This window comes from Marinobacterium mangrovicola (assembly GCF_004339595.1).
Taxonomy (GTDB): domain Bacteria; phylum Pseudomonadota; class Gammaproteobacteria; order Pseudomonadales; family Balneatricaceae; genus Marinobacterium_D; species Marinobacterium_D mangrovicola.
This window is the reverse complement of the sequence record NZ_SMFU01000008.1, coordinates 647,194-669,233: the sequence shown is the minus strand read 5'-3', so window position 1 is coordinate 669,233 and position 22,040 is coordinate 647,194. Positions and strand designations below refer to the sequence as shown.

The 22,040-nt window shown below is 53.7% G+C and carries 17 protein-coding genes and 1 tRNA gene; 4 read left to right on the top strand and 14 right to left on the bottom strand.

Going from position 1 to position 22,040, the window contains the following annotated elements:
• The first annotated feature begins 357 nt into the window (after positions 1–357).
• Together CLV83_RS11500 and CLV83_RS11495 are read left to right on the top strand one after the other, a co-directional pair.
• Positions 358–4,311, top strand: a complete 3,954-nt coding sequence (locus CLV83_RS11500) for a reverse transcriptase domain-containing protein (protein ID WP_132292093.1) — start codon at positions 358–360, stop codon at positions 4,309–4,311.
• 191 nt (positions 4,312–4,502) lie between these two features.
• Positions 4,503–5,513 (top strand): restriction endonuclease, encoded by a 1,011-nt coding sequence (locus CLV83_RS11495; protein WP_132292090.1) that lies wholly within the window; start codon positions 4,503–4,505, stop codon positions 5,511–5,513.
• Between the two features lie 130 nt (positions 5,514–5,643).
• Here the strand turns inward: CLV83_RS11495 and CLV83_RS11490 are convergent, their stop codons facing one another.
• From CLV83_RS11490 to thrS, 11 genes are all read right to left on the bottom strand, one after another.
• A complete protein-coding gene (locus CLV83_RS11490; protein ID WP_132292087.1) occupies positions 5,644–6,519 on the bottom strand; it encodes a hypothetical protein in 876 nt (291 codons plus the stop codon).
• A gap of 59 nt (positions 6,520–6,578) precedes the next feature.
• On the bottom strand, positions 6,579–7,631 hold the full coding sequence (locus CLV83_RS11485; protein WP_165900287.1) for a helix-turn-helix domain-containing protein: 1,053 nt from the start codon (positions 7,629–7,631) through the stop codon (positions 6,579–6,581).
• Between the two features lie 1,144 nt (positions 7,632–8,775).
• Positions 8,776–8,852 (bottom strand) — tRNA-Pro (locus CLV83_RS11480).
• A gap of 73 nt (positions 8,853–8,925) precedes the next feature.
• Complete coding sequence (locus CLV83_RS11475; RefSeq protein WP_132292081.1) at positions 8,926–9,288, bottom strand: MerR family transcriptional regulator; 363 nt, start codon at positions 9,286–9,288, stop codon at positions 8,926–8,928.
• The gene (gene ihfA, locus CLV83_RS11470; RefSeq protein ID WP_104003271.1) at positions 9,260–9,571 is read right to left on the bottom strand and encodes an integration host factor subunit alpha; all 312 of its coding nucleotides are present in this window, start codon (positions 9,569–9,571) and stop codon (positions 9,260–9,262) included. Before ihfA ends, CLV83_RS11475 begins: the two co-directional genes overlap by 29 nt.
• 14 nt (positions 9,572–9,585) lie before the next feature.
• Complete coding sequence (gene pheT / locus CLV83_RS11465; protein WP_132292078.1) at positions 9,586–11,964, bottom strand: phenylalanine--tRNA ligase subunit beta; 2,379 nt, start codon at positions 11,962–11,964, stop codon at positions 9,586–9,588.
• 39 nt (positions 11,965–12,003) lie between these two features.
• Positions 12,004–12,987 (bottom strand): phenylalanine--tRNA ligase subunit alpha, encoded by a 984-nt coding sequence (gene pheS, locus CLV83_RS11460; RefSeq protein ID WP_132292075.1) that lies wholly within the window; start codon positions 12,985–12,987, stop codon positions 12,004–12,006.
• A gap of 87 nt (positions 12,988–13,074) precedes the next feature.
• Entirely contained in the window at positions 13,075–13,431 is a 357-nt protein-coding gene (rplT, locus tag CLV83_RS11455; RefSeq protein WP_104003274.1) for a 50S ribosomal protein L20, read from the bottom strand.
• Between the two features lie 41 nt (positions 13,432–13,472).
• Entirely contained in the window at positions 13,473–13,667 is a 195-nt protein-coding gene (gene rpmI / locus CLV83_RS11450) for a 50S ribosomal protein L35 (RefSeq protein ID WP_027854938.1), read from the bottom strand.
• A 105-nt stretch (positions 13,668–13,772) separates the two neighbouring features.
• Positions 13,773–14,270: a translation initiation factor IF-3 gene (gene infC, locus CLV83_RS11445; protein WP_481318836.1), complete on the bottom strand. Its 498-nt coding sequence runs from the start codon at positions 14,268–14,270 to the stop codon at positions 13,773–13,775.
• Positions 14,271–14,336: 66 nt separating this feature from the next.
• A complete protein-coding gene (gene thrS, locus CLV83_RS11440) occupies positions 14,337–16,253 on the bottom strand; it encodes a threonine--tRNA ligase (RefSeq protein WP_132292069.1) in 1,917 nt (638 codons plus the stop codon).
• Between the two features lie 189 nt (positions 16,254–16,442).
• Here thrS and CLV83_RS11435 point away from each other — a divergent pair, with 189 nt between their 5' ends.
• Positions 16,443–18,026, top strand: coding sequence for an ATP-binding protein (locus tag CLV83_RS11435; protein WP_132292066.1), 1,584 nt, complete (start codon positions 16,443–16,445; stop codon positions 18,024–18,026).
• Positions 18,026–18,748 carry a response regulator gene (locus CLV83_RS11430; protein WP_132292063.1) on the top strand — a complete coding sequence of 241 codons (723 nt, stop codon included), beginning with the start codon at positions 18,026–18,028 and terminating at the stop codon, positions 18,746–18,748. The genes CLV83_RS11435 and CLV83_RS11430 overlap by 1 nt, the downstream gene beginning before the upstream one ends.
• A gap of 127 nt (positions 18,749–18,875) precedes the next feature.
• On the opposite strand, the gene CLV83_RS11425 is transcribed toward CLV83_RS11430, so the two are convergent.
• The 3 genes from CLV83_RS11425 to CLV83_RS11415 are packed head-to-tail and all read right to left on the bottom strand — an operon-like array spanning position 18,876 to position 21,844.
• Positions 18,876–20,411 (bottom strand): tripartite tricarboxylate transporter permease, encoded by a 1,536-nt coding sequence (locus CLV83_RS11425; RefSeq protein WP_132292060.1) that lies wholly within the window; start codon positions 20,409–20,411, stop codon positions 18,876–18,878.
• A gap of 12 nt (positions 20,412–20,423) precedes the next feature.
• Positions 20,424–20,864 carry a tripartite tricarboxylate transporter TctB family protein gene (locus CLV83_RS11420; protein WP_132292057.1) on the bottom strand — a complete coding sequence of 147 codons (441 nt, stop codon included), beginning with the start codon at positions 20,862–20,864 and terminating at the stop codon, positions 20,424–20,426.
• Entirely contained in the window at positions 20,861–21,844 is a 984-nt protein-coding gene (locus CLV83_RS11415; RefSeq protein WP_132292054.1) for a Bug family tripartite tricarboxylate transporter substrate binding protein, read from the bottom strand. Before CLV83_RS11415 ends, CLV83_RS11420 begins: the two co-directional genes overlap by 4 nt.
• Positions 21,845–22,040: the final 196 nt, after the last annotated feature.

Here is a 22,040-nt window from a genome sequence, read left to right as displayed (position 1 = left end):
ATGCTGGTCGCTGGTTTCGGCGACAAGAGAAGTGATCAAATCATGCGCGAAGCGGGACAGGAGCGCTAAACATCTGGACACCTACAACGAAGAAGCCGGGCGGGTAACTGAGGTTCACTACACTCGGAAAATAGTGACGACTGACCAAACGTCTGGCTGAAGCATTAGTCCCGACCCGGAGACTTCAAACAGCCACCAGTAAACTACCCTCCCGCTAACCATAACAGGCTAATTAGCTAAGCTTCAGAAACTGACTCCATTGGGATACCCTGAGCGCTGGTGAGATACCCCTATGCGAGACCCGATGCCATTTGGCTGAAGTAATAGTGGAAAAAGCGATTAGTTAAGGACAACGCAATGCCTGTATTAGACAAAAAGTACGAAAAGCTCGCATTAAATGATGATTACTTGACCGATCCTCTACTCTTTGCACTCGCCTGGAAGAAGGCACACGAGTATATCCGCACAACCAACTGGTATGCTGATCACTTCGAACTCGATACGTCATCCATTGATTTGGCTAATCGCTGTGATGAGTGGGCTAAAGAAGTTAAAGATGAGCTCACTTTTACACCACTCGAACTCGTACCGGCGCCTAAGTCTCATCCTTGGGAGTTTGTGAAGCAGGATAATGATCCCCTGCAGTTATCTGAATACAGGCTAACCTGGCAGCCCGAAAACCTAAATTTTCAAAACCTAGATCCTGATGACGATCACTCAGTAGAAGATAGCCCTCTCAAATTACGGCCCCTCGCCCATATAAGCATACGCGAGCAGACAATCATGACACTCGTAATGATGTGCCTTGCCAACGAGGTCGAAAGCAAACAGGGTGACCCGTCAACTAGCTACGATGAAGTACATAAAAAAGGAATCGTTAGCTACGGAAATAGGCTCTATTGCAGATATAAAGACGACGAAGCTGAACACAGCTATGGCGCAACAACCACCTATAGTAAATTTTTCACGGACTACCGAAAATTCTTGGAAAGGCCATATTACTTTGCCAAAAATGAGATACAAGATAAATCTGATGAGGAAGAGGTATATCTAGTAGAACTCGATATTTCTCAATTTTTTGACTGTATAAAGCGGCCACTTCTTGTGAAAAAAATTGCGCAATTTTCTCAAAAGCAAGAAGGCAACTTAATTCAAAAAACCGAAGTCAGAAAAAACATATTCACAGCATTTAAAGACTGGGAATGGTCCGTTGATTCCAATGAAAAATTCAAACAGATTTGTTCTTCAGAGAAGTGCCCAAAAGCACCTTTTGGACTACCTCAAGGATTAGTCGCATCTGGTTTTCTAGCTAACATTTACATGTCAGATTTTGATGACCGGATGAAGGAAAAAATAGGTCATATTATTTGTGAACACCATGACATTAGACTAGTTGATTACTGTCGCTATGTCGATGATATGCGTTTTGTTCTCGTAGGTCCTAATCGAAACAAGATAGAAGAAAAACTTGGGAAGTCAAAGAGTTCAAAGACATACTTGGAGATAATAAAGAATGCATTACTCGATATCACAATCCCTCTACTCGATGAACTAAATCTGGAATCTAACCCTAACAAGACCAAGGTTGAAGTTTTCAGAGGAAAGTCTGTTGGAATTTCCCAAACCCTTGAAGATATTCAAAACAGCGTTTCTGGCCCAATATCTTATGATGACACCGAAGTTCATCTTGACCAATTGGAATCGTTGCTTGCTCTATCTAAAAGCAAGGAACAAAATCAGTCCGATGGTCATGGATACTACAACCGGCTTGCGGCAATAGAGAAGGATATGTTCGATGTCCGCGAGGATACATTGAAACGCTTTGCTGCGAATAAAATATCAAAGCTTTTAAATAGCATGCGACACTTTACATCCCGAAAAACCGATGAGAATGGTAAACCCATTCCAGGAGATTGGGATTATCTTCAAGAGAGGCTAGCCCGAAGACTCATAGCATGCTGGAGTCGAGACCCTGCCCTGGTGCTACTCCTAAAAAAAGGGATCGAGTTATTCCCAAGTACCAAGTTGCTCGAGCCAATACTAGAGCAACTTCAGTATCTCAGAGAGATACCATTTAGTCCGTGGCGCCACATCGTGTCAAAGCAGTCACAAACTCAAGCTGCAATTGGTACCTACTGCCTCGCTGAAATCTATCGGCATGCCGCAACCGTTATTCACCGTAAAGACCGCCAGGCTGTTCCGGCTCATGCCGATATAGATCAATTCTTCGAACTTCTGCAGTCTAATGCTATCGACGAAACAGCCTTTGAGGAACGTATTAGCTCTATCGAAGAAACAGCTTCATCGTCGCCAGAAAATGCTAAACCAGAAGGCTTCAACTTTCTTGCGGCGCAAGCACGCTTCCTGTTACTTGTGAGAATGGACACAACGTTGGAAGGCAGCTCAGGATGCTGGTTCCATGACCTTATTTTCAAACTCGCAAATGGATTCAGGAAGATAAGCCTAGACAAGGATGCTACCGACCGGGATATAGCGACAGCTATAGTGATTTCCAGTCAGATTATTGAGGATATCAAGCCGCTTCTACGCGCAGCATCAAGCCTTCTTGATGATCATAAAAATCCCCCAAAGATACTTGAGCTTATAGCTATTCAGGATGCGACTCTTCTTCGTTCACTCGTACTCCATGCTCGGGCATTAAAGTATTCCTGGCTTGACTCAGAAAAAGTCCAAGCGTTAATTGAAAAGCTCTACATAAATACAAGACCTTCAGCCAAAAAACTGGAAGATATTACTTCTTACATTTCCCTTTATAAGCTTGTAGCAAGGCCAGACAATCCGTTCGGCAATGAAATAATGGCATTGAAGCTAATGAGGTCTCTGCTACGAAAAAGTGCCTCTTTTGATACGAGTAAAAAAGACGAAGTCATCGATTTGGCAAAGACAAAAGTAAAGTTTGATAAATTATCAGCCTCCCCCTCTTTCAATGTGTTCGATGCTGAAGTTTCAATAAACCTTGAGTTCAACAAAGCTCTGTCAGAGGCTGCTGGTCACCTCCACTCCCAGCAAGACGACACCTTCATTCTTCAACGTATCGCGCTGTGTGTGCGAGCAGTGCTATCAGGCTTAGGTGACCCGACAGGTTTTGGGACAAGCGTCGCTCCCAAGACTGGCTACCGCGGCCTAAAGACAACTCAGTTCAAAAGACAGATCGGCTTACTGACAACACCTGAAGCATTAGCAGGTGAGGCTGCTCAGTTCTCAGGCTGGCTTACTACGCTCCTCTCCAAGCTTCTCAAATGGCCAGGTATCCGTGTCAATGATCAAGGTTACTCTTGGCCGATCGAGCTTTCTGTAGAAAGTGTTAGTAAGCTGGTTGATAAACGGCTGAACGAGCTTAAAGACGCTTATTGCATACAATCCAGTATGCCTGGTCTGCCTGAATTGGTTTCACCCAGTTGGGACAAGTCCAAAAAAGATCTAGTGGTCGCCATGGTCCAAGCCAAGATGCCTAGGCAACAGGACTTTGCTGAACATGGTCAATTCCTTGATGATCCTGAATACCGGACCAAACACCGACGCCACATAGCACGTGTCGCAAAACTGGTAACCAAACATATCGAAGCTCAGCACCTCGATAAGCCGACCAACGGCGAGCGGGAGCAAAACATTGACCTCATCGTACTACCAGAATTAGCGGTTCACCAAGATGATATGGATATCCTGATTCACTTATCCAGAAAGACCCATGCCATCATTGTGGCAGGGCTTGGATTCATAAAGCAGCCAGGCTCTAAACAACCTAAAAACTGTGCTGTTTGGATTGTTCCTAGAAAACACAACGGCAACAACAACGAGATCCAACGTTTTCAGGGTAAGCACCATATGACAGCCCCGGAGGTTAAGTTGGGAATCCAGCCTTGGCGTCCGTATCAGTTAATATTGGAACTTGCCCACCCAGCCTTTCCAAATGAAAAAGGATTCTGTCTAAGCGCAGCTATTTGTTTCGATTCTACAGACATAGCACTGAGCGCGGACCTTCGTGACAAGTCCAATGCGCTCTTAATACCTGCCCTAAACCGCGACGTTAACACTTTTGACTCAATGGTAGAGGCACTTCACTACCACATGTACCAGCACGTGGTGCTGGTGAATACAGGCGAATACGGCGGCTCCTATGCCATGGCTCCCTATGACAAGCGGCACGAGCGTCTAATCTCCCACTCAAGCGGAAACGACCAAGTAACAATCAACACGTTCAGAATGAATATGTTTGATTTCCGACGCGATGGTGTTGGGGCAAGTATGCAATCAGGCATCAAACAGAAATCTGCCCCCGCAGGTGTTTGAATACATCACTGTACCGTGCCCGTCGACTGAATTCATAGCATGAGGAGTCCTGAGCTAATGGTTTATAGCAGGCCATATAAGCCCTTCCCTCAGCGACTGGAAATGTTTAAACCCCGGGGCATACTGCTAACACGCAATGAGGCTCGAACCATCTGCAATCAAGCACAAGGACTGAGCGAAATGGAGTGTATATGAAACACGGTTGGATGATTCGTGCCGGCAACGGCGGACGCTATTTCAACGACTTCAAGGAAGCAAACTGCGTTGCTATAGGCTGGAATAATCTGGGCGATCTTCGCCAGTACACCAGCAATGAAGCGCTGCGGGATGCCTACGTGGAATACTTCGGTAATGCTAAACCGGGACGCACCGCAAATGCGATTGCCATGATTCGTAAGTTCCGCGATGACATCCAACAGGGCGACCTGCTCATCACCTATAGCCAGGAACACAGGGAATATCTTGTAGGCGAAGACTTGGGGCAGTATGAGTTCCGACCAGAAACAGAGCAGGTAGGCGAGTTCCAACACATTCGTAAAGTGAAGTGGCTCGGCCGAGTATCCAGAGACCTTTTCACCCAATCCACCCGTAACAGCATGGGCTCGGTTCTGACGGTCTTTTCACTCTCGGGGACTGTGATCGATGAGGTACAGGACAGATTAGCAGGAAAGCCCGCTCAGACACCTTCGCTTACAGACGACATACCGACAGTAGAGGCAGAGTTCGAGCTACTTCGCGAGGAAGTTGTCTCCCGTGGCCATGAACTTATCAAGGACAAAATCCAGGCCCTAGATCCGGAAGAAATGGAAGAACTCACCGCTGCCCTCCTCCGTGCCATGGGTTACCAAACACGGGTTTCCGCAAGAGGCCCGGATCGCGGTGTAGACGTCTTGGCTTCACCAGATGGCCTTGGCCTTACCGAGCCCCGTATCAAGGCCGAAGTGAAACACCGCAACGGCAGTATGGGCTCTAATCCGATCCGCAGTTTTATCGGGGCCCTGCGCGAAGGTGACCGGGGATTGTTTATCAGCACCGGCGGCTTCACCCGAGAAGCCCGCTATGAAGCCGAGCGGGCCACCATTCCTGTGACCCTGATCGACATCGACCTATTGGCTGATCTGGTGGTAGCAAACTATGAGAAGTTCGATATTGAGGGACAACGGTTGCTACCCCTGGTTAAAGTCTACTGGCCGGCGGAATAACCTTCATCTCTAGTGGCTATGTGACTCTATGAGCTATTGAACCGATAATTTCAAACAGTTAAAGGGGCTGATGGTGACACCTCGCCCCGGTAATAAGAACGACACTTCAAACGCGGGTCCTACCCCCGAACTAGACATTTATACAGACTCGATGGATAAACTCCTTGTCTGGCGGGTCGAGTAGAGATTGGAAATCCTCTACCAGCGCTTTGGTTTCAAGATTCAAAAACCAAAGTATATCTTTAAGGGTATTTGGACTAACAGGAGAGTTGATAGAGGTCTTCCTGCCACGATATTTGTAGTAAATACAGATCGATCTGAACGAAATATTTTCTTCAGGTTTTAGGCCTTTTGCTTTCAAAAAATTTCTTGCCGCTACCTTGAAGTCTCCAACGGTTGTATCGCTTTCATTCAAAAATCCTTTTGACTCCAGCAGATAGGAAAAGCATCCAGCCAAGTCCACCAGAAACCTTCGACTACCGAAAGATTCGTTGAAATACTGTTGAGCCGTAGAGCTGTCTACAACGTCCTGAAGCTCCAATGGCTTCTTATTGAAAACAACCATACCGTTATACCTTGAGTCTTCCATTTTTTGATTCGGTATATCGAAAAGTCCTTTGGTTTGCTGTCGAGCTTGATAGGGACCGAAAAACCAGCGTATCGCACCGTTGAACGCGACTATAGAAGTGAGAGCATTTTCTCGCCTAAAAATCCAAGAGCTATTGTGCGCTGCCAGGTGCCGCAACTCCCACGCTGCCTTTAGGTTATACGCTAGCAGAGGCTTCATCTCCTTGTTCGAAAGCGCCACATCGAGTCTAGCCGCTACAGATCCCCTCCCTATAGATGAACAGCTAAGACGGCCAATTAGATTCTCAATGTACTTGCCGACTTGCAGGCATACAGACTCATAGTTCTTCGTTTTGAGCGCATTCCGTATCCCCTCGCTGGACTTCCGGGTGGCCTCTTCGAGAGTTGTTTGTTTGGTTACCGTTAGATGATCAGTCATGGGCTCTATTCTCTATGAGCAGATATCGATGTCCTTACAAATTACCGGGGTCAATCTTGCTATTGCAGGATCTCCCCGAGACCTGGTTCTAACGGCAGTTCGGGCATGCGAGAGCGCGCTCCCTGCCCCCTATCTTGCTCGCACCCCTCCCTTATCTGCTGCTTTAAGCATTCGATCGACCTTCGGTGCCAAGGGGCACAACCTTTGATACCCCCCTCTTCGTTAACCCAACTTCGCCTGATTTGGAGGATGGTTCCAGGTATAAATGGAATAGACGGATCTCGCAGACTCAAGAAAGGTGTTAGTGAGATTAGTACGCAGCCTCTTTCAGTCCTAAGAAAATCATCTTTGATTTCGTAACCACTCGGATTGAATTCGTTTACGAATTTTATGATGAAGTTGGTTACTGATGATTCCTCATCAAAGCTCTTCCATCCAATATGTTTCTCCAAAATTCCTTGCCCCTTACCAAGGAACTCCTTGGTTATCACATCGACACAAAAGACCTCCTTCATTCCGGCTGGTGGCATTGAGTCCCCGTAGCGTATATAGCGAGTACTAACATTAAAAAGCAGATCATCAATTGCTCTCTGCATGAAGCCAGCTTCCCACTCGCTCTCATAGGTCCACACTAAGCCACGATCTAAATCCAGCTCCACACGTCGCCAACGCATCCAGAACTCGCCTGAACGGCCCCCTGTCACTGATAAAAAGTAACCTTGATCATCCTTGCTAAGAGAAACACTGATCTCATTTTTTTCTGATGGGAAATAAGGGGCGATTTGTGATGACAAGCTATCGACCTCACCGCACACCTCTCTGTCACCATAAAGAATTCGACCCGCTTTGTTTTGGCGCTCATCTTTGGATGTATAAAACCAGTAGGAACTATAGAGCGGTAGTTCTTGATCCCCTTTCAAAAAAGCTAAAGAGGTGTCGAACACTTGGGCCAATTTTTCTGCGTTCCCGGGTGTAGTGCGGCCGGTCTTCTCGACCTTCTGGTAACCGCGCTCTGTTATCCCTATAGAATTCGCTACAACCAATTGCTTGAGCTTCCGCTGTTTTCGCAGGTGCTTGATAATTTCAGGCTTAAGTACATAAGTAGCAGGCATGTGATGGTCTCCTCGGTTGCTTGAAATCATAAGACCACACGCCATTAGTTCGCCTCAACAAAGAAAAGGCGAACTAATACGAACTGACATAGTATCTCCCTACGAGAACCTGACAGGACTCACTACTAACCGCGCTGCGACGCTTCCGGCCACCTCGGCGAATTAGAAATAGGAACGTAGGGATTAGCTCGCGTAGATTAACCGTACAGACACCGGCCCAATGTCAACATTTGTAAACATCCAGCCCTGCTGAACCCGCCATTGTTAGAGCTGGAACAGCGACCAGAAGCAAGGATTAGGCAAGGTTTTTCGGACATCAATACGCGAGGGAAGCAACCGACAAGGAGCCGTTTCTTGGGCCTATAAAAAGGTGAATTAGGGCCAGATAAGGGCCATTCTGAACAGCAAATTACGGCATGATAGCGACAGACTAACAGTGCGATAGGGCCCATATAAGGGCGAGACTAGGACAGTTTCTTGACTCCCCAAAAAAACACGCAAACAAGACCGCAGAACCATGTGTAGTGGTCACCGTTTCCTAACAAACTGCCGGGACTATCTGGAGCTACCTCACTGAGCAAGATCTAGAAGCAATGCTACAGTACCCGAATACGCAAACAATCGCGGCGGCAACGATGGATGAACAAACTCTAGCCTGGGACTCTCAGATAAAGAAGGAACACCAGCAACTATTGGAGGACGAGGAGGTAATGCACAACCAAGTCCTTCACCAGCAGATACTAGATACATGGGAGAACGGCAGCCCGACAATGTGGTCACGGCTACAAACCCTAGAACTCACCGAACCGTTGGCATACGTTCTTCAGGAACGGTTGTGGCAAAAGAGGGACGACCTAAAAGCGGCCGGGTACCCGGTGTACTGCCACACGGCAGCAGGCGGAACGCAACCCTCTAATGCTCGAACCAGAAGAAGGTTTGGAAGCTCTCGAGGCGGAGCATCAGCAGGAGCTAGAACCACGAAACCTGTTTTAGCAGGCTAGTGACCACTCGGTCATAACACCGAAGCAATGAACCTTTCCAGACAGGTATACACCCTTCGCGGCGGTTTCCGGACAGATACCGGACAAGATGAAATAAAAGAAGGTAATTGTGAAGCAAGACTTGAATAAGTCTTTGATTAAAATGGTCGGGACGGAGTGATTTGAACACTCGACCCCTTGCACCCCATGCAAGTGCGCTACCAGACTGCGCTACGCCCCGACTAGGCGGAGACCCTTAGGTCCCGATTTGAGATGCGCATATTACATTAAGGGTTTGATAATGTGAAGCTTTTTTATCGCACTGTTTTTAACAGATCGCGAATATCTTCAAGCTCGGAAATGGTCTGTTTGAGCAGCTGACGGTACTGCTTGGTATCGTCGCTGGCGTTATCGCCCTTGAGCCACTGGCGGGCGCCGCCAATGGTAAAACCCTGATCGTAGAGAAGGCTGCGAATCTGGCGGATCAGCAGCAGATCCTGACGCTGGTAGTAGCGTCGGTTACTGCGCTTGACCGGCTGAATCTGATCGAACTCCTGCTCCCAGTAACGCAGTACATGGGGCTTGAGATCACAGAGTTTAGCCGCTTCGCCGATGGTGAAATAGCGTTTGCCGGGGATGGGCTCCAGCTCATTCTGAGTCGGACTGTTGTCCGGCATAGGCTTCTACACGTTCCTTGAGTTTTTGTCCTGGACGGAAGGTCACGACCCGGCGTGCCGAGATCGGGACCTCCTCTCCAGTCTTCGGATTTCGGCCCGGACGCTGACGCTTGTCGCGCAGGTCGAAGTTGCCGAAACCCGAAAGCTTCACATGCTCATTTGACGCCAGACTCGCCCGAATCTCTTCAAAGAAAGATTCAACCATGTCTTTAGCTTCACGTTTATTGAGGCCCAGTTCTTCGAACAGACGCTCCGCCATATCCGCTTTTGTCAAAGAGCTCATGACACCATCCTGTCTTAATCTCTTAGGACCGCTCCCAGCTTTGTGCCCAGAGCGGAAACCACAGCACTCACTGCGCTGTTTATTTCTTCATCAGTAAGAGTGCGTGATGGATGTTGCCAGGTCAAGCCCAGTGCCAGACTTTTTCGTCCCGGTTCAATACCTTGGCCCTGATAGACGTCAAACAGAGTCACTTGTTTGAGGTACTCTCCGGCCTCGGCGACAACCACTTCACGCAGTTGCGCAAAGTGAGTTTCCACGTTCATCAGCACCGCCAGATCGCGACGGGATTCAGGGAACTTGGACAGTTCACTGAAGCGTGACACCTGCCCTTCGATCACCGCATCCAGCTCGATTTCGAACAGGAAGACGGGGCCGGTCAGGTCCAGAGACTTCTGCAGGCTCGGGTGCAGCGCACCGATACGACCAACGGTTTTTCCGCCACGCAGGATAGCGGCACTCTGGCCCGGATGCAGCGCCACATGGGGTTCTGCAGCGAAGCTGAACTGATCGGCACAGCTGCCCAGACCCAGCAGAGACTCCACATCGCCCTTCAGGTCGAAGAAGTCCACCTTGTCGCTGCCGCCGTTCCAGCCTTCCGGCTGACGCGAGCCACAGATGATACCGGCGACCACGTTCTGCTGCTGCAGACCTTCGTCACCCGGCACAAAACGCTGACCGATCTCAAACAGACGCACACGCGGCTGCTGACGATGCTGGTTGTACTGCAGCGCCTTGGCCAGACCCGGCCAGAGGCTGGTGCGCATCACCGCCATTTCGGCAGAGATCGGGTTGGCCAGCGCCATCGGCTCGTGCTGATCATCAAACTGAGCAGACAGGCCTTTTTCGATAAAGCTGTAGGTGATCGCTTCCTGGTAGCCCAGGCTGATCAGGTGGCTGCGAACGCGGCCCTGCAATACCAGCGCTTCAGACTTCGGCGCAATCGGCAGCTCTGCCAGCGGCGTGCGTGACGGCAGATTGTTGTAACCGTAGACACGGGCGATCTCTTCGATCAGGTCCACTTCGAGGCTGATGTCGAAACGGTAGCTCGGTACGCTGACCTGCCACTGACGATCACCGCTGACTTCCAGCGACAGACCCAGACGGGTCAGGATCTCGACGATCTCTTCCGCCGGAATTTCCAGCGCCAGCATGGAGGTGACACGATCGTGACGCAGGGTCACCTGAGCCGCTTCCGGCAGATCGGTTTCGGAGACTGCTTCGGTCACAGGACCGGCTTCACCGCCAACGATATCGAGCAGCAGCGCGGTAGCACGCTCGATGGCGCGACGCTGCTGCTGCCAGTCCACACCGCGCTCAAAGCGGTGTGAGGAGTCGGTGTGCAGACCGTAGCTGCGGGCACGGCCGGCGATCGCCAGCGGCGCGAAGAAGGCGCTTTCCAGCAGGATATCGGTGGTTTCGCCGGTCACGGAGGTGGGTTCGCCACCCATGATGCCCGCCATCGCCACCGCTTTCGACTGGTCGGCGATGACCAGGGTATCGGCGTTGAGTTTGATCTCCTGGCCGTCGAGCAAAGTCAGCTCTTCGTCCTGCTCCGCCATGCGCACCTGGATACCGCCTTCGAGCTTGTTCAGGTCGAACGCGTGCATCGGCTGGCCCAGCTCGAGCAGTACGTAGTTGGTGACATCAACCACCGGATCGATGGTACGTACACCGGAGCGGCGCAGCTTTTCCTGCATCCACAGCGGGGTTTCAACACCCGGGTTGATATTGCGGATCACGCGAGCCAGATAACGCGGGCAGCCGTTTGCGGCCAGCAGCTTGGCTTCCACCTGGTCGTCGATCTGCGGCGCTACGGCAGCGCAGTCCACTTCCGCAACCGGTACCTTGTTGAGCACGCCCACTTCACGCGCCATGCCTACCAGGCTCAGGCAGTCACCGCGGTTCGGGGTCAGATCCACATCGATGATCTGGTCATCGAGCTTCAGGTATTCACGGATATCGGTGCCAACCGGCGCATCGGCCGCCAGCTCCATCAGACCTGCGTGGTCGTCGGACAGGCCCAGTTCGTCTTCGGCGCACAGCATGCCGAAGGACTCAACCTGACGCAGTTTGGCTTTCTTGATCTTGAAGTCGCCCGGCAGGACGGCGCCTACCTTGGCGAAAGGCACACGGATGCCGGCACGGGCATTGGGCGCGCCACAGACGATCTGGAACTCTTCGCTACCGTCAGACACCTGACAAACACGCAGTTTGTCGGCGTTGGGGTGCTGTTCAGCACTGATGATCTCGCCAACGACAACGCCGCTGAACTGTCCGGCGACCGGCTCGACTTCGTCGACTTCCAGTCCCGACAGGCTGAGCTGATCGACCAGTGTCTGGGTATCAATTTCGGGCTGCACCAGTTCGCGCAACCAGTGTTCACTGAATTTCATGCTGCTGTCCTGAAATCTCTGAATTCTGGGTTGGGTCGATCAACGGAACTGGCTGAGGAAGCGCAGATCGTTTTCGAAGAACAGGCGCAGGTCATCGACGCCGTAACGGAGCATGGCAAAGCGCTCAACGCCCATACCGAAGGCAAAGCCGCTGTATTCATCGGGATCGATACCGGACATCTCCAGCACTTTCGGATGCACCATGCCGCAACCCAGGACTTCAAGCCACTTGCCATCGCCACGGTCGATATCTACCTCGATGGAGGGCTCGGTAAACGGGAAGTAGGAGGGACGGAAACGCACCTTGACGTCCTCTTCGAAGAACGCGCGCAGGAACTGCTCCAGCGTACCCTTGAGGTCAGCAAAGCTGATGTTCTTGTCGATCAGCAGACCTTCCACCTGGTGGAACATCGGGGAGTGGGTTTGATCGTAGTCGTTACGATAAACGCGGCCCGGGCAGATGATGCGGATCGGCGGCTGCCCCGATTCCATGGTACGCACCTGCACCGGTGAGGTATGGGTACGCAGCAGAGTAGTCGGATCGAAATAGAAGGTATCGTGCATCGCACGCGCCGGGTGATGCGACGGGATATTGAGCGCTTCGAAGTTGTGGTAGTCATCTTCGATCTCCGGACCTTCTTCGACGGTGTAACCGATGCTGCCGAAGAAAGACTCGATACGCTCCATGGTCTTGGTGACCGGGTGCAGGCCACCCAGCTGCTGACCGCGGCCCGGCAGGGTCACGTCGATGGTTTCCGCTGCCAGTTTCTGTTCCAGCGCTGCACGCTCGAGCTGCTCCTTGCGGGCGCTCAGTTCGGCAGCCAGCTCTTCCTTGGCTTCATTGATTTTCGCACCTGCGGCGGGGCGTTCCTCGGCTGAGAGTTTACCCAGCCCCTTCAGCAACTGGGTAAGATGACCTTTCTTACCCAGGTACTGAACGCGCACATCGTCCAGCGTCTTTACGTCGTCGGCCTGTGCGACCGCCTGTTTGCCATCCGCCAGGAGGGCTTGAAGATTTTCCATGTCCGGCTCCAAACAAAAATAGGGGAAGAGCTTGCACCCTTCCCCTATTCGATTCGATCAATTACCTACCATCAGGCGGGTGACGCCTTAGGCCAGGGCAGCTTTCGCTTTCTCGACAACCGCAGCGAAGGCAGCCTGCTGATGAACAGCCAGGTCAGCCAGAACCTTACGGTCGATCTCGATGTTGGCCTTTTTCAGACCAGCGATGAAGCGGCTGTAGGACAGACCGTTGATACGGGCAGCAGCGTTGATACGTGCGATCCACAGAGCGCGGAACTGACGCTTACGCTGACGACGGTCACGGTAAGCATACTGACCAGCTTTGATGACCGCCTGCTTGGCAACGCGGAATACACGGCTGCGAGCGCCGTAGTAACCTTTTGCCTGTTTCAGGACTTTCTTATGACGAGCACGAGCCACAACACCACGTTTTACACGAGCCATGGTATTTCCTTCTTAAATAAAAGTTGATTCAGACAAAAAGCTTACAGATACGGCAGCATGCGCTTGACCAGAGCCTGGTCAGCATCATGAACCTGCAGCATCGGGCGCAGCTGACGCTTACGCTTGGTGCTTTTCTTGGTCAGAATGTGGCTTTTGAAGGCCTGCTTGTGCTTTACGCCATTAGCAGTTTTCTTGAAACGTTTTGCCGCACCGCGGACAGTTTTAATCTTAGGCATTACTCAATCTCCACGCATTCGTTTGTAATGCGTCAGTCTGAATCAACAAAACCCACGCAGCCTCTCCGTTAAGAAGACGCGACGCGGGCTTCGAAGAAACGCTGACTATTTCTTCTTCGGGGCGACGACCATCACCATCTGGCGACCTTCCATCTTCGGCTGCTGTTCTACAGCACCGAGCTCCAACTTGACGAGGTCTGCCTCGACACGACGGAGCAGCTGCATACCCAGCTCCTGATGGGCCATCTCACGACCACGGAAACGCAATGTCACCTTGGCCTTGTCCCCGGCTTCAAGGAAACGTATCAGGTTGCGCAGTTTTACCTGATAATCCCCTTCTTCCGTACCGGGACGGAATTTCACTTCCTTGACCTGCATCTGAGACTGCTTCTTCTTAGCCTCATTTGCTTTCTTCTTCAGCTCATACTGATGCTTACCATAGTCCATGATCTTACAGACGATGGGATCAGAATCAGAGATCTGTACGAGGTCAAGCTCGGCTTCCTGAGCGTGCTCAAGAGCCTCATTAATCGAAACGACACCAACCTGGTTACCGTCCGCCGCAATAAGACGGACTTCACGAGCACGAATGTTATCGTTGATTGGCGGCAGGTTCTGACGACCGCCGCGCTTGTTATCACGCCTGATAGCTTTATCTCCTGACGAGTTTTATTCCTGGCGCCCCTTTCGGGATACTTCGAGACCTAAGGTCTCAACGAGGGCGTCTACGGACATTGTACCGAGATCTTCACCGGAGCGCGTACGCACTGCAACGGTTCCGTTCTCTACCTCTTTGTCGCCGATGACGAGCAGGTAAGGCACCTTCTGTAAAGTACGCTCGCGGATTTTAAAGCCGATCTTCTCGTTTCTCAAGTCCGCAACCGCACGATAACCCTGATTTTCCAGTCTTTCGGTCACTTCATTCACAAAAGCGGCCTGTTTGTCGGTGATATTCATCACCGCAACCTGCACCGGAGCCAACCAGGTCGGCAGTGCGCCCGCGTAATGTTCGATCAGAATACCGATGAAGCGCTCGAACGATCCGAGGATTGCGCGGTGCAGCATGACCGGTGTTTCACGATTGCCCTGCTCGTTGACGAACTGGGCATCCAGACGACCCGGCATGGAGAAGTCCACCTGGATGGTACCGCACTGCCAGACACGGCCGAGGCAGTCACGCAGGGAGAATTCGATCTTCGGACCGTAGAACGCACCTTCACCCGGCAGCTCTTCCCAATCCAGTTCCGCCGCGTTCAGTGCGTCAGCCAGCGCTTTCTCCGCTTTATCCCAGATTTCGTCGGAACCTACACGCTGCTCCGGACGGGTGGAGAGCTTGTAAAGAATGTCGGAGAAACCGAAGTCCGCATACACCTCATGCAGGAAGTCGATGAACGATGCCACTTCCGCCTGGATAGAGTCTTCGGCACAGAAGATATGCGCGTCGTCCTGCACGAAGCCACGCACACGCATGATGCCGTGCAGCGCACCGGACGGCTCGTTACGGTGGCAGGAGCCAAACTCAGCCAGACGCAGCGGCATTTCGCGGTATGAACGCAGGCCCTGGTTGAACACCTGAATGTGGCAGGGGCAGTTCATCGGCTTGATGGCGAAGTCGCGGCTCTCGGAGTGCGTGGTAAACATCTGCTCGGAGAACTTGTCCCAGTGACCGGATTTCTCCCACAGGGTACGTTCCACCACCTGCGGAGTCTTGATCTCCTGGTAGCCGTGCTTGCGCTGCTTGGCACGCATGTACTGCTCGATCTGCTGATACAGAGTCCAGCCATGCGGATGCCAGAACACCATGCCCGGCGCTTCTTCCTGCAGGTGGAACAGGTTCAGCTGCTTGGCCAGTTTACGGTGGTCACGCTTCTCCGCTTCTTCCAGACGGTGCAGGTAGGCCTTGAGCGCTTTCTTGTCGCCCCAGGCGGTACCGTAGATGCGCTGCAGCATCTCGTTCTTGGCATCACCGCGCCAGTAGGCACCGGCAACCTTCATCAGTTTGAAGGCCTTGATGTGGCCAGTAGCAGGCACGTGCGGGCCACGGCACAGATCGATGAAGTCGCCCTGGCGGTAGAAAGAGAGCGGCTGGTCACCCGGGATATCCTGGATGATCTCGACCTTGTACTGCTCACCCATCTGCTCGAACATCGCCACCGCTTCGTCGCGGCTCATGATGGAGCGGGAGACTTCCAGGTTCTGCTTCGACAGCTCGGTCATCCGCTTCTCGATCTTTTCTAGATCTTCCTGGGTAAAGGCGCGTTCGTAAGCAAAGTCGTAATAGAAACCGTTGTCGATCACGGGGCCGATAGTAACCTGGGCACCGGGGAACAGTTCCTGGACGGCCATGGCCATCAGGTGGGCGCAGGAGTGACGAATAACTTCGAGGCCTTCCTCGTCGCGTGCCGTGACGATCGCCAGCTCGGCATCGTTTTCAATGACGTAACTGGTATCCACCAGCGTGCCATCGACTTTGCCGGCAAGAGCTGCCTTGGCCAGGCCGGTACCGATATCGGCGGCCACATCGAATACGCTGACGGGGTGATCGAATTCGCGAATACTCGCGTCGGGAAGGGTAATAACAGGCATGGTAAATCCTATGCTTAGTGGTGGCCCCTACGACAGGCCACATAAGAATGTTGGCCGACAATCGACGGACGGCCCTGAGCAAGACGCGAGAGTATAACGTCCCCACTCCGGTGCCACCACCCATACGGACAAATCAGTAGCTTAGGCGTACAATTTAGGTTCAAAGTCGGCCTGACCAATAATAATTCCATGCCACGCATCCGTTTACGTATCAGCACCCGTTTGATGATTGTCCTGTGCCTGTTGGTACTGGTGCAGTCCGTCGTTCTGGGTGGTTTCGCCCTACGCCATCTCGGCGATTCCCTCGAGGAGCAGATCGCTCAGCGAGCGGTTCAGCTCGCCTCCATGGTCGCGCAGACGCCATCGATTCGCAGCGCCGTCGCCGCCAATGACGCCGACGCTACCAGTCGCATCGTCTCCGAGTTACGCGACGCCACCGATGCCAGCTTTATATCGATCGGCAATATCGAGGGCATCCGCCTGGCGCACCCGCTGCCGGACCGCATCGGTAAACCGATGGTGGGCGGCGATAACTATGCAGTGCTGCAGGAGGGACGCACCATTATATCCTCGGCCACCGGCAGCATGGGGCCATCCATCCGCGGCAAGGCACCGGTGTTCAACGATATAGGCGAGGTGGTCGGCGTGGTGTCCGTAGGCTACCTGACCAACCAGATCGATAACACGGTACTCACCTATCAGCGCCTGGTGATCATCGTCACCCTGGCGCTGCTGGCACTCTCCGTGATGATCGCCAGCTGGATAGGACGTCGCTTCCGGGCCGCGATCTTTGACCTGGAACCCCACGAAATAGCCGCCCTGTTCGAAGAGCGTAACGCCACCCTGGAGTCGGTCCGTGAAGGCATTATCGCCATCAACAACAAGGGCTTGATCACCACGTTCAACCGTGCCGCCGTGGATACCCTGGACCTGGGCACAGAGCAGCTCACCGGGCGCCATATCCGCGAGGTACTCCCCGACAGCCGTATGCCCGCGCTGCTGGAAAGCGGCGAGCCCGAGTTCGACAAGGAGATGCTCGTCGATGGCCGCTACCTGGTGATCAACCGCATCCCCATCCGGGTAAAAGGCCGCATTACCGGCGTGGTCGCCAGCTTCCGTGTGCGCGACGAACTCACCATGGTGAGCCGCCGCCTCACCCGCATCCGCCAGTACGCCGAGTCACTGCGCAGCCAGGCCCACGAATACGCCAACAAGCTGCACACCATCGCCGGGCTTATCCAGCTCGACAAAAGCGACGAGGCGCTGGAACTGATCGGCCAGGAGACCCGCGACCATCAGGCGATGCTGCGCTGGCTGGTGGATTCGGTGGATGACCCGGTGGTATCCGGCTGTCTGCTGGGCAAGTTCAACCGCGCGCATGAGCTCGGCCTGCACCTGGAGATCGACCCGGACAGCCACCTCGGCCCCCTGCCGGTGGATATCTCCACCGAACGCATGGTGACCCTGATCGGCAACCTACTGGATAACGCCTTCGATGCCACCCTGTCCGCCGGAAACCGACGTATCGCCCTATCCATGACCGATATCGGCCAGGACATCATTATTGAGGTTGAAGACCAGGGACCGGGCATAGAAGATGACGACTTCGCCCGCGTGTTCGAGCGCGGTTTCAGCCGCAAGGCGGAAGGCCGCGGCATCGGCCTGCACCTGGTGAAAGAGATTGTCAGCGACCTGGGCGGCGAAGTCGTGGTGGAAAACCTGGCCGCTCAGGGCGCACGCTTTACGCTCTACCTTCCCAAGGAGACACATTGATGACTACACCGGTCGGTATCGTTATCGCAGAGGATGATCCGCAGATCGCCGAGATCCAGCGCCGCTTTGTTGAGCGCGTACCCGGCTTCGAGGTTCGCGGTATTGCCCATACCACGCGCGATGCCCGGGAGCTTATCGAGGTGCTCCAGCCCAACCTGGTGCTGCTGGATATACAGTTTCCCGATGGCAGCGGCCTGGATCTGCTGCGCGAAATCCGCGCTTCCGCCAGCCCCACCGACGTCATTCTGGTCACCGCCGCCAAAGAGGTGGACAGCCTCACCGAAGCGCTGCGCTGCGGTGTGTTTGACTACATCCTCAAGCCCCTAGTCTTCGAGCGTCTTGAGCAGGCACTGCAGAACTTCAATGCCCATCTGGATAAGCTCAAGGCGCTGCAAAGCCTCAGCCAGCAATCGGTGGACGGACTGCTGCCCCGTCATGGTTCCGCGACCCCGCAGCCATCTTCACAACCTACGCGCAAGCGCCTGCCCAAGGGCATCGATACGCTGACACTGGATAAGGTACGTACCACGCTGGTCAACAGCGACGAAAGCCTGAGTGCTGAGCAGGTGGGTGAACGGATCGGCTCCAGCCGGACAACGGCAAGGCGCTATCTGGAATACCTGGTATCGGAGCAGGAACTGGAAGCCGATGTGAACTACGGCAGCATCGGACGGCCGGAGCGGCGCTATCGCGCAGCACCCACGATCAAGTCAGCCGAATAAAAAAGCCACCTCGCCAGCAGAGCCGACGGGTGGCCATAAAGTTGCCGGATAGCAGGAACCTGAGCTATCCGACAGGTGCAAACAACAACGACGTTTGCAGAGGCTTAAAACATGTCAGGCGGAGGGCTTAATCGCCCTCTTCCGGAACTTCGAGACGATCACGGGCGCGTTCCATACGGCGACGCAGAATCGGGCCAAAAACGTATGGCAGCAACAGCCCGGCCAATGCCACGATCCAGATACCGATGCTAAGACCGCTGGAGAACAGAGCTGTCCAGTCACCATCGGAGATGGTCAGTGCATGGCGCAGGTTGAGCTCCATCTCAGGCCCCAGCAGCATACCGAGGATCACCGGCACCAGCGGCACGTCCAGCTTGCGCAGCAGGTAGCCCATCAAGCCGAAGCCGACCATGAAGTAGAGATCCAGCGCGCTGTTGCTGATGGAGTAGATACCCACCGCAGCCACCAGCGTCACCACCGGCATCAGGTACTTCGGCGGAATGCTGAGCAGTTTGACGAACACGCCGATCATCGGGATGTTCAGCAGAAGCAGCATCAGGTTACCCACCAGCAGCGCTGCAATCACACCCCAGACCAGCTCAGCGTTCTGCGTGAACAGCATCGGGCCCGGCTGAATATTCAGTGAAATCAGCATCGCCAGCAGCACCGCTGTGGTACCGCTACCCGGTACACCCAGGGTCAGCATCGGCACCAGCGCACCATTGGCAGCGGCATTGTTACCCGCTTCCGGTGCAGCGACACCACGAGGATCGCCCTCACCGAAGTTACCTTTTGAACCCACCATCCGCTTTTCCAGGGTGTAGCTGATAAAGCTACCCAGGGAGGCACCGGCACCCGGCAGTACACCGGAGATAAAACCCAGTACCGAGCCGCGCAAACTGGTCGGCAGAATCTCGACAATATCCTTCATCTTCAGGTTCAGCTTGTTCAGCTTCGCTGCAGTGAGTCCCTCACCGACATGCTTCTCGATAAAGAACAGCAGCTCACTGACCGCAAACAGGCCGACGATGGCAATGATGAAGTCGATCCCCTCGTACAGCTCGAGGATGTTATACGTATAACGCTGGTTGCCGGTGGAGATATCCACACCCACGGTGGCGATCATCAGACCCAGGGCCGCCGCCACGATGGTCTTGACCGGGTTTTTACCGGTAATACCGCCAAGCGTCGCAAACGCCAGGGCAAACAGCGCGAAGTATTCCGCCGGACCAAAGTGCAGGGCGAAGCGCGCCAGAATCGGTGCCAGGATAATCAGACCAACGGTGGCCAACAGGCTGCCGATGAAGGAGGCAATAGCTGAAACCGCCAGGGCTTCGGCGGCCTTGCCCTTCATCGCCATCGGGTAACCATCGAGACAGGTCATCATCGCCGGCTCATCGCCCGGGATATTGAGCAGGATGCTCGAGATACGACCGCCATACATGGCGCCCGCATAGACCGAGGTCAGCATGATCAACGATGCAGCCGGAGAAAGCCCCAGACTGAACGCCAGCGGGATCAGGATCGCGACGCCGTTAGCAGGCCCCAGACCCGGGAGTGCGCCGATCAGAGTGCCGAGCATCGCACCGAGCGCTGCAAACATAAGGTGTTCCGGCGTCAGCGCGACGGCGAAACCCTGCAGCAGGAAAGAGATAGTTTCCATCAGTTCAGCTCCTTAACTCAGCTCGAGGATGCCAGCTGGCAGATGCAGCTCAAGCACGAAGTTGAACAGCACATAGACGACCACGGCACTGCCGATACCGGTCAGACCAGCCGCCATCGGACGGGCACCCATGCGCCAGCAGAGCACACCAACCATCAGCGTCGTGGAGATCACGAAGCCCACCGGGGCCAGCATCGCTGAGAAGATCATCAGCACCAGGAGCACGAATCCCAGGTCCAGCAGGGTTTTAACACCCGGCCACTCCTGATCGGGATCCGGTTTTACAATCATGTAGATACTGCTAAGACCAAGCACCACAGACAGCATCAACGGGAAGGTTTCAGGACCGACTTCTTCAGCCCCACCAAACGGCACGGGGAACTGGCTGGCCTCCCAGCCGTACACGACGGCCAGGAGGAGCAGCAGGATCCCAAGGATGCGATCCCCAATCATTTGATCAGTCCAATCTCGATAGACAGGTCACGGATATCCTGAACCTGTTGATTAACGAAAGCGGTAAAGTCGTCACCGGATTTGTGGAACGGCATCAGACCATTCTGCTGCATGACGGTTTTCCACTCATCGCTGGCATAGATGCCGTCGACAGTTTCAGCCCACCAGTTGTAGGCATCGTCAGAAACGCCAGCCGGCAGGTAGAAACCACGCCAGTTCGGAGCGATCGCCTGGATGCCCTGTTCTACCGCAGTCGGCATACCAGCATATTCGCCCGGCAGACGCTCTTCAGCCATCACCGCCAGTACGCGCAGGTCACCGGATTCAACAAAGCCAAGCACCTCGGACACGTCACCGGTGAACGCCTGGATATGGCCACCGACAACCTGGGTGATCGCCTCAGCACCACCGTTGTAAGCGAGGTATTTAATTTTCGGCAGGTTTTCTACGCCATCGGCCTTGGCCGCGATCAGTACTTTCAGGTGATCCCAGCCACCCGCGGCACTACCACCACCGAATTTCACAGAGGTTGGCTCTTCCTTAATGGCGGCGAACAGTTCGTTCAGGTTTTTGTAGGGAGAGTCGGCAGCGACCGCAATCACGCCGTAGTCTGCGCCCAGCGCACCCACCCAGCGGACCTGGTCTGAGTTCATGCCCGCGAACTGGCCCTGGGCCAGACGGGTAGTGGTTGCGGTACTTGCCGCAACGATCAGCGCCTCATCGCCTTCACGCTTGGATACGGTATGCGCAAATGCAACACCACCGCCGGCACCCGGCATATTCACGGTCTGCACGTTGCCTTCGATGTAATCCAGATCGGTCAAGACCTTGCCAACGCTACGGCAGGTAAAGTCCCAACCACCGCCCGGGTTCGCCGGCGCGATACACTCAGCGGTGCGCTCTGGCTCAAAGGCGTAGGACTGGGACGCAGCAAATACGAGGGAGGTAGCAAGCACCAGCTTGCGGATAGGACGTTGCATAATGCGATCTCTCCGAGATTATTGTTTTTGTCGTGAGAACCGGCCGCTTTGGGGAAGACCGGCCTAACGCAGGCTCGCTGTGCGCGGCCTGATCACAACCAAAACATAGTCGCAGAGTCACAGGCTTGAAAGTTTAGGTGAATATTAAGCGTTTAGGCCTTAACGGACCTTTTGTTCATAAAGTTCACAGAAAGGA

Coding starts and splice junctions, on each gene's coding strand:
- CLV83_RS11500 (WP_132292093.1), top strand. CDS start 358: ATGCCTGTATTAGACAAAAAGTACGAAAAGCTCGCATTAAATGATGAT.
- CLV83_RS11495 (WP_132292090.1), top strand. CDS start 4,503: ATGAAACACGGTTGGATGATTCGTGCCGGCAACGGCGGACGCTATTTC.
- CLV83_RS11490 (WP_132292087.1), bottom strand. CDS start 6,519: ATGACTGATCATCTAACGGTAACCAAACAAACAACTCTCGAAGAGGCC.
- CLV83_RS11485 (WP_165900287.1), bottom strand. CDS start 7,631: ATGCCTGCTACTTATGTACTTAAGCCTGAAATTATCAAGCACCTGCGA.
- CLV83_RS11475 (WP_132292081.1), bottom strand. CDS start 9,288: ATGCCGGACAACAGTCCGACTCAGAATGAGCTGGAGCCCATCCCCGGC.
- ihfA (WP_104003271.1), bottom strand. CDS start 9,571: ATGAGCTCTTTGACAAAAGCGGATATGGCGGAGCGTCTGTTCGAAGAA.
- pheT (WP_132292078.1), bottom strand. CDS start 11,964: ATGAAATTCAGTGAACACTGGTTGCGCGAACTGGTGCAGCCCGAAATT.
- pheS (WP_132292075.1), bottom strand. CDS start 12,987: ATGGAAAATCTTCAAGCCCTCCTGGCGGATGGCAAACAGGCGGTCGCA.
- rplT (WP_104003274.1), bottom strand. CDS start 13,431: ATGGCTCGTGTAAAACGTGGTGTTGTGGCTCGTGCTCGTCATAAGAAA.
- rpmI (WP_027854938.1), bottom strand. CDS start 13,667: ATGCCTAAGATTAAAACTGTCCGCGGTGCGGCAAAACGTTTCAAGAAA.
- thrS (WP_132292069.1), bottom strand. CDS start 16,253: ATGCCTGTTATTACCCTTCCCGACGCGAGTATTCGCGAATTCGATCAC.
- CLV83_RS11435 (WP_132292066.1), top strand. CDS start 16,443: ATGCCACGCATCCGTTTACGTATCAGCACCCGTTTGATGATTGTCCTG.
- CLV83_RS11430 (WP_132292063.1), top strand. CDS start 18,026: ATGACTACACCGGTCGGTATCGTTATCGCAGAGGATGATCCGCAGATC.
- CLV83_RS11425 (WP_132292060.1), bottom strand. CDS start 20,411: ATGGAAACTATCTCTTTCCTGCTGCAGGGTTTCGCCGTCGCGCTGACG.
- CLV83_RS11420 (WP_132292057.1), bottom strand. CDS start 20,864: ATGATTGGGGATCGCATCCTTGGGATCCTGCTGCTCCTCCTGGCCGTC.
- CLV83_RS11415 (WP_132292054.1), bottom strand. CDS start 21,844: ATGCAACGTCCTATCCGCAAGCTGGTGCTTGCTACCTCCCTCGTATTT.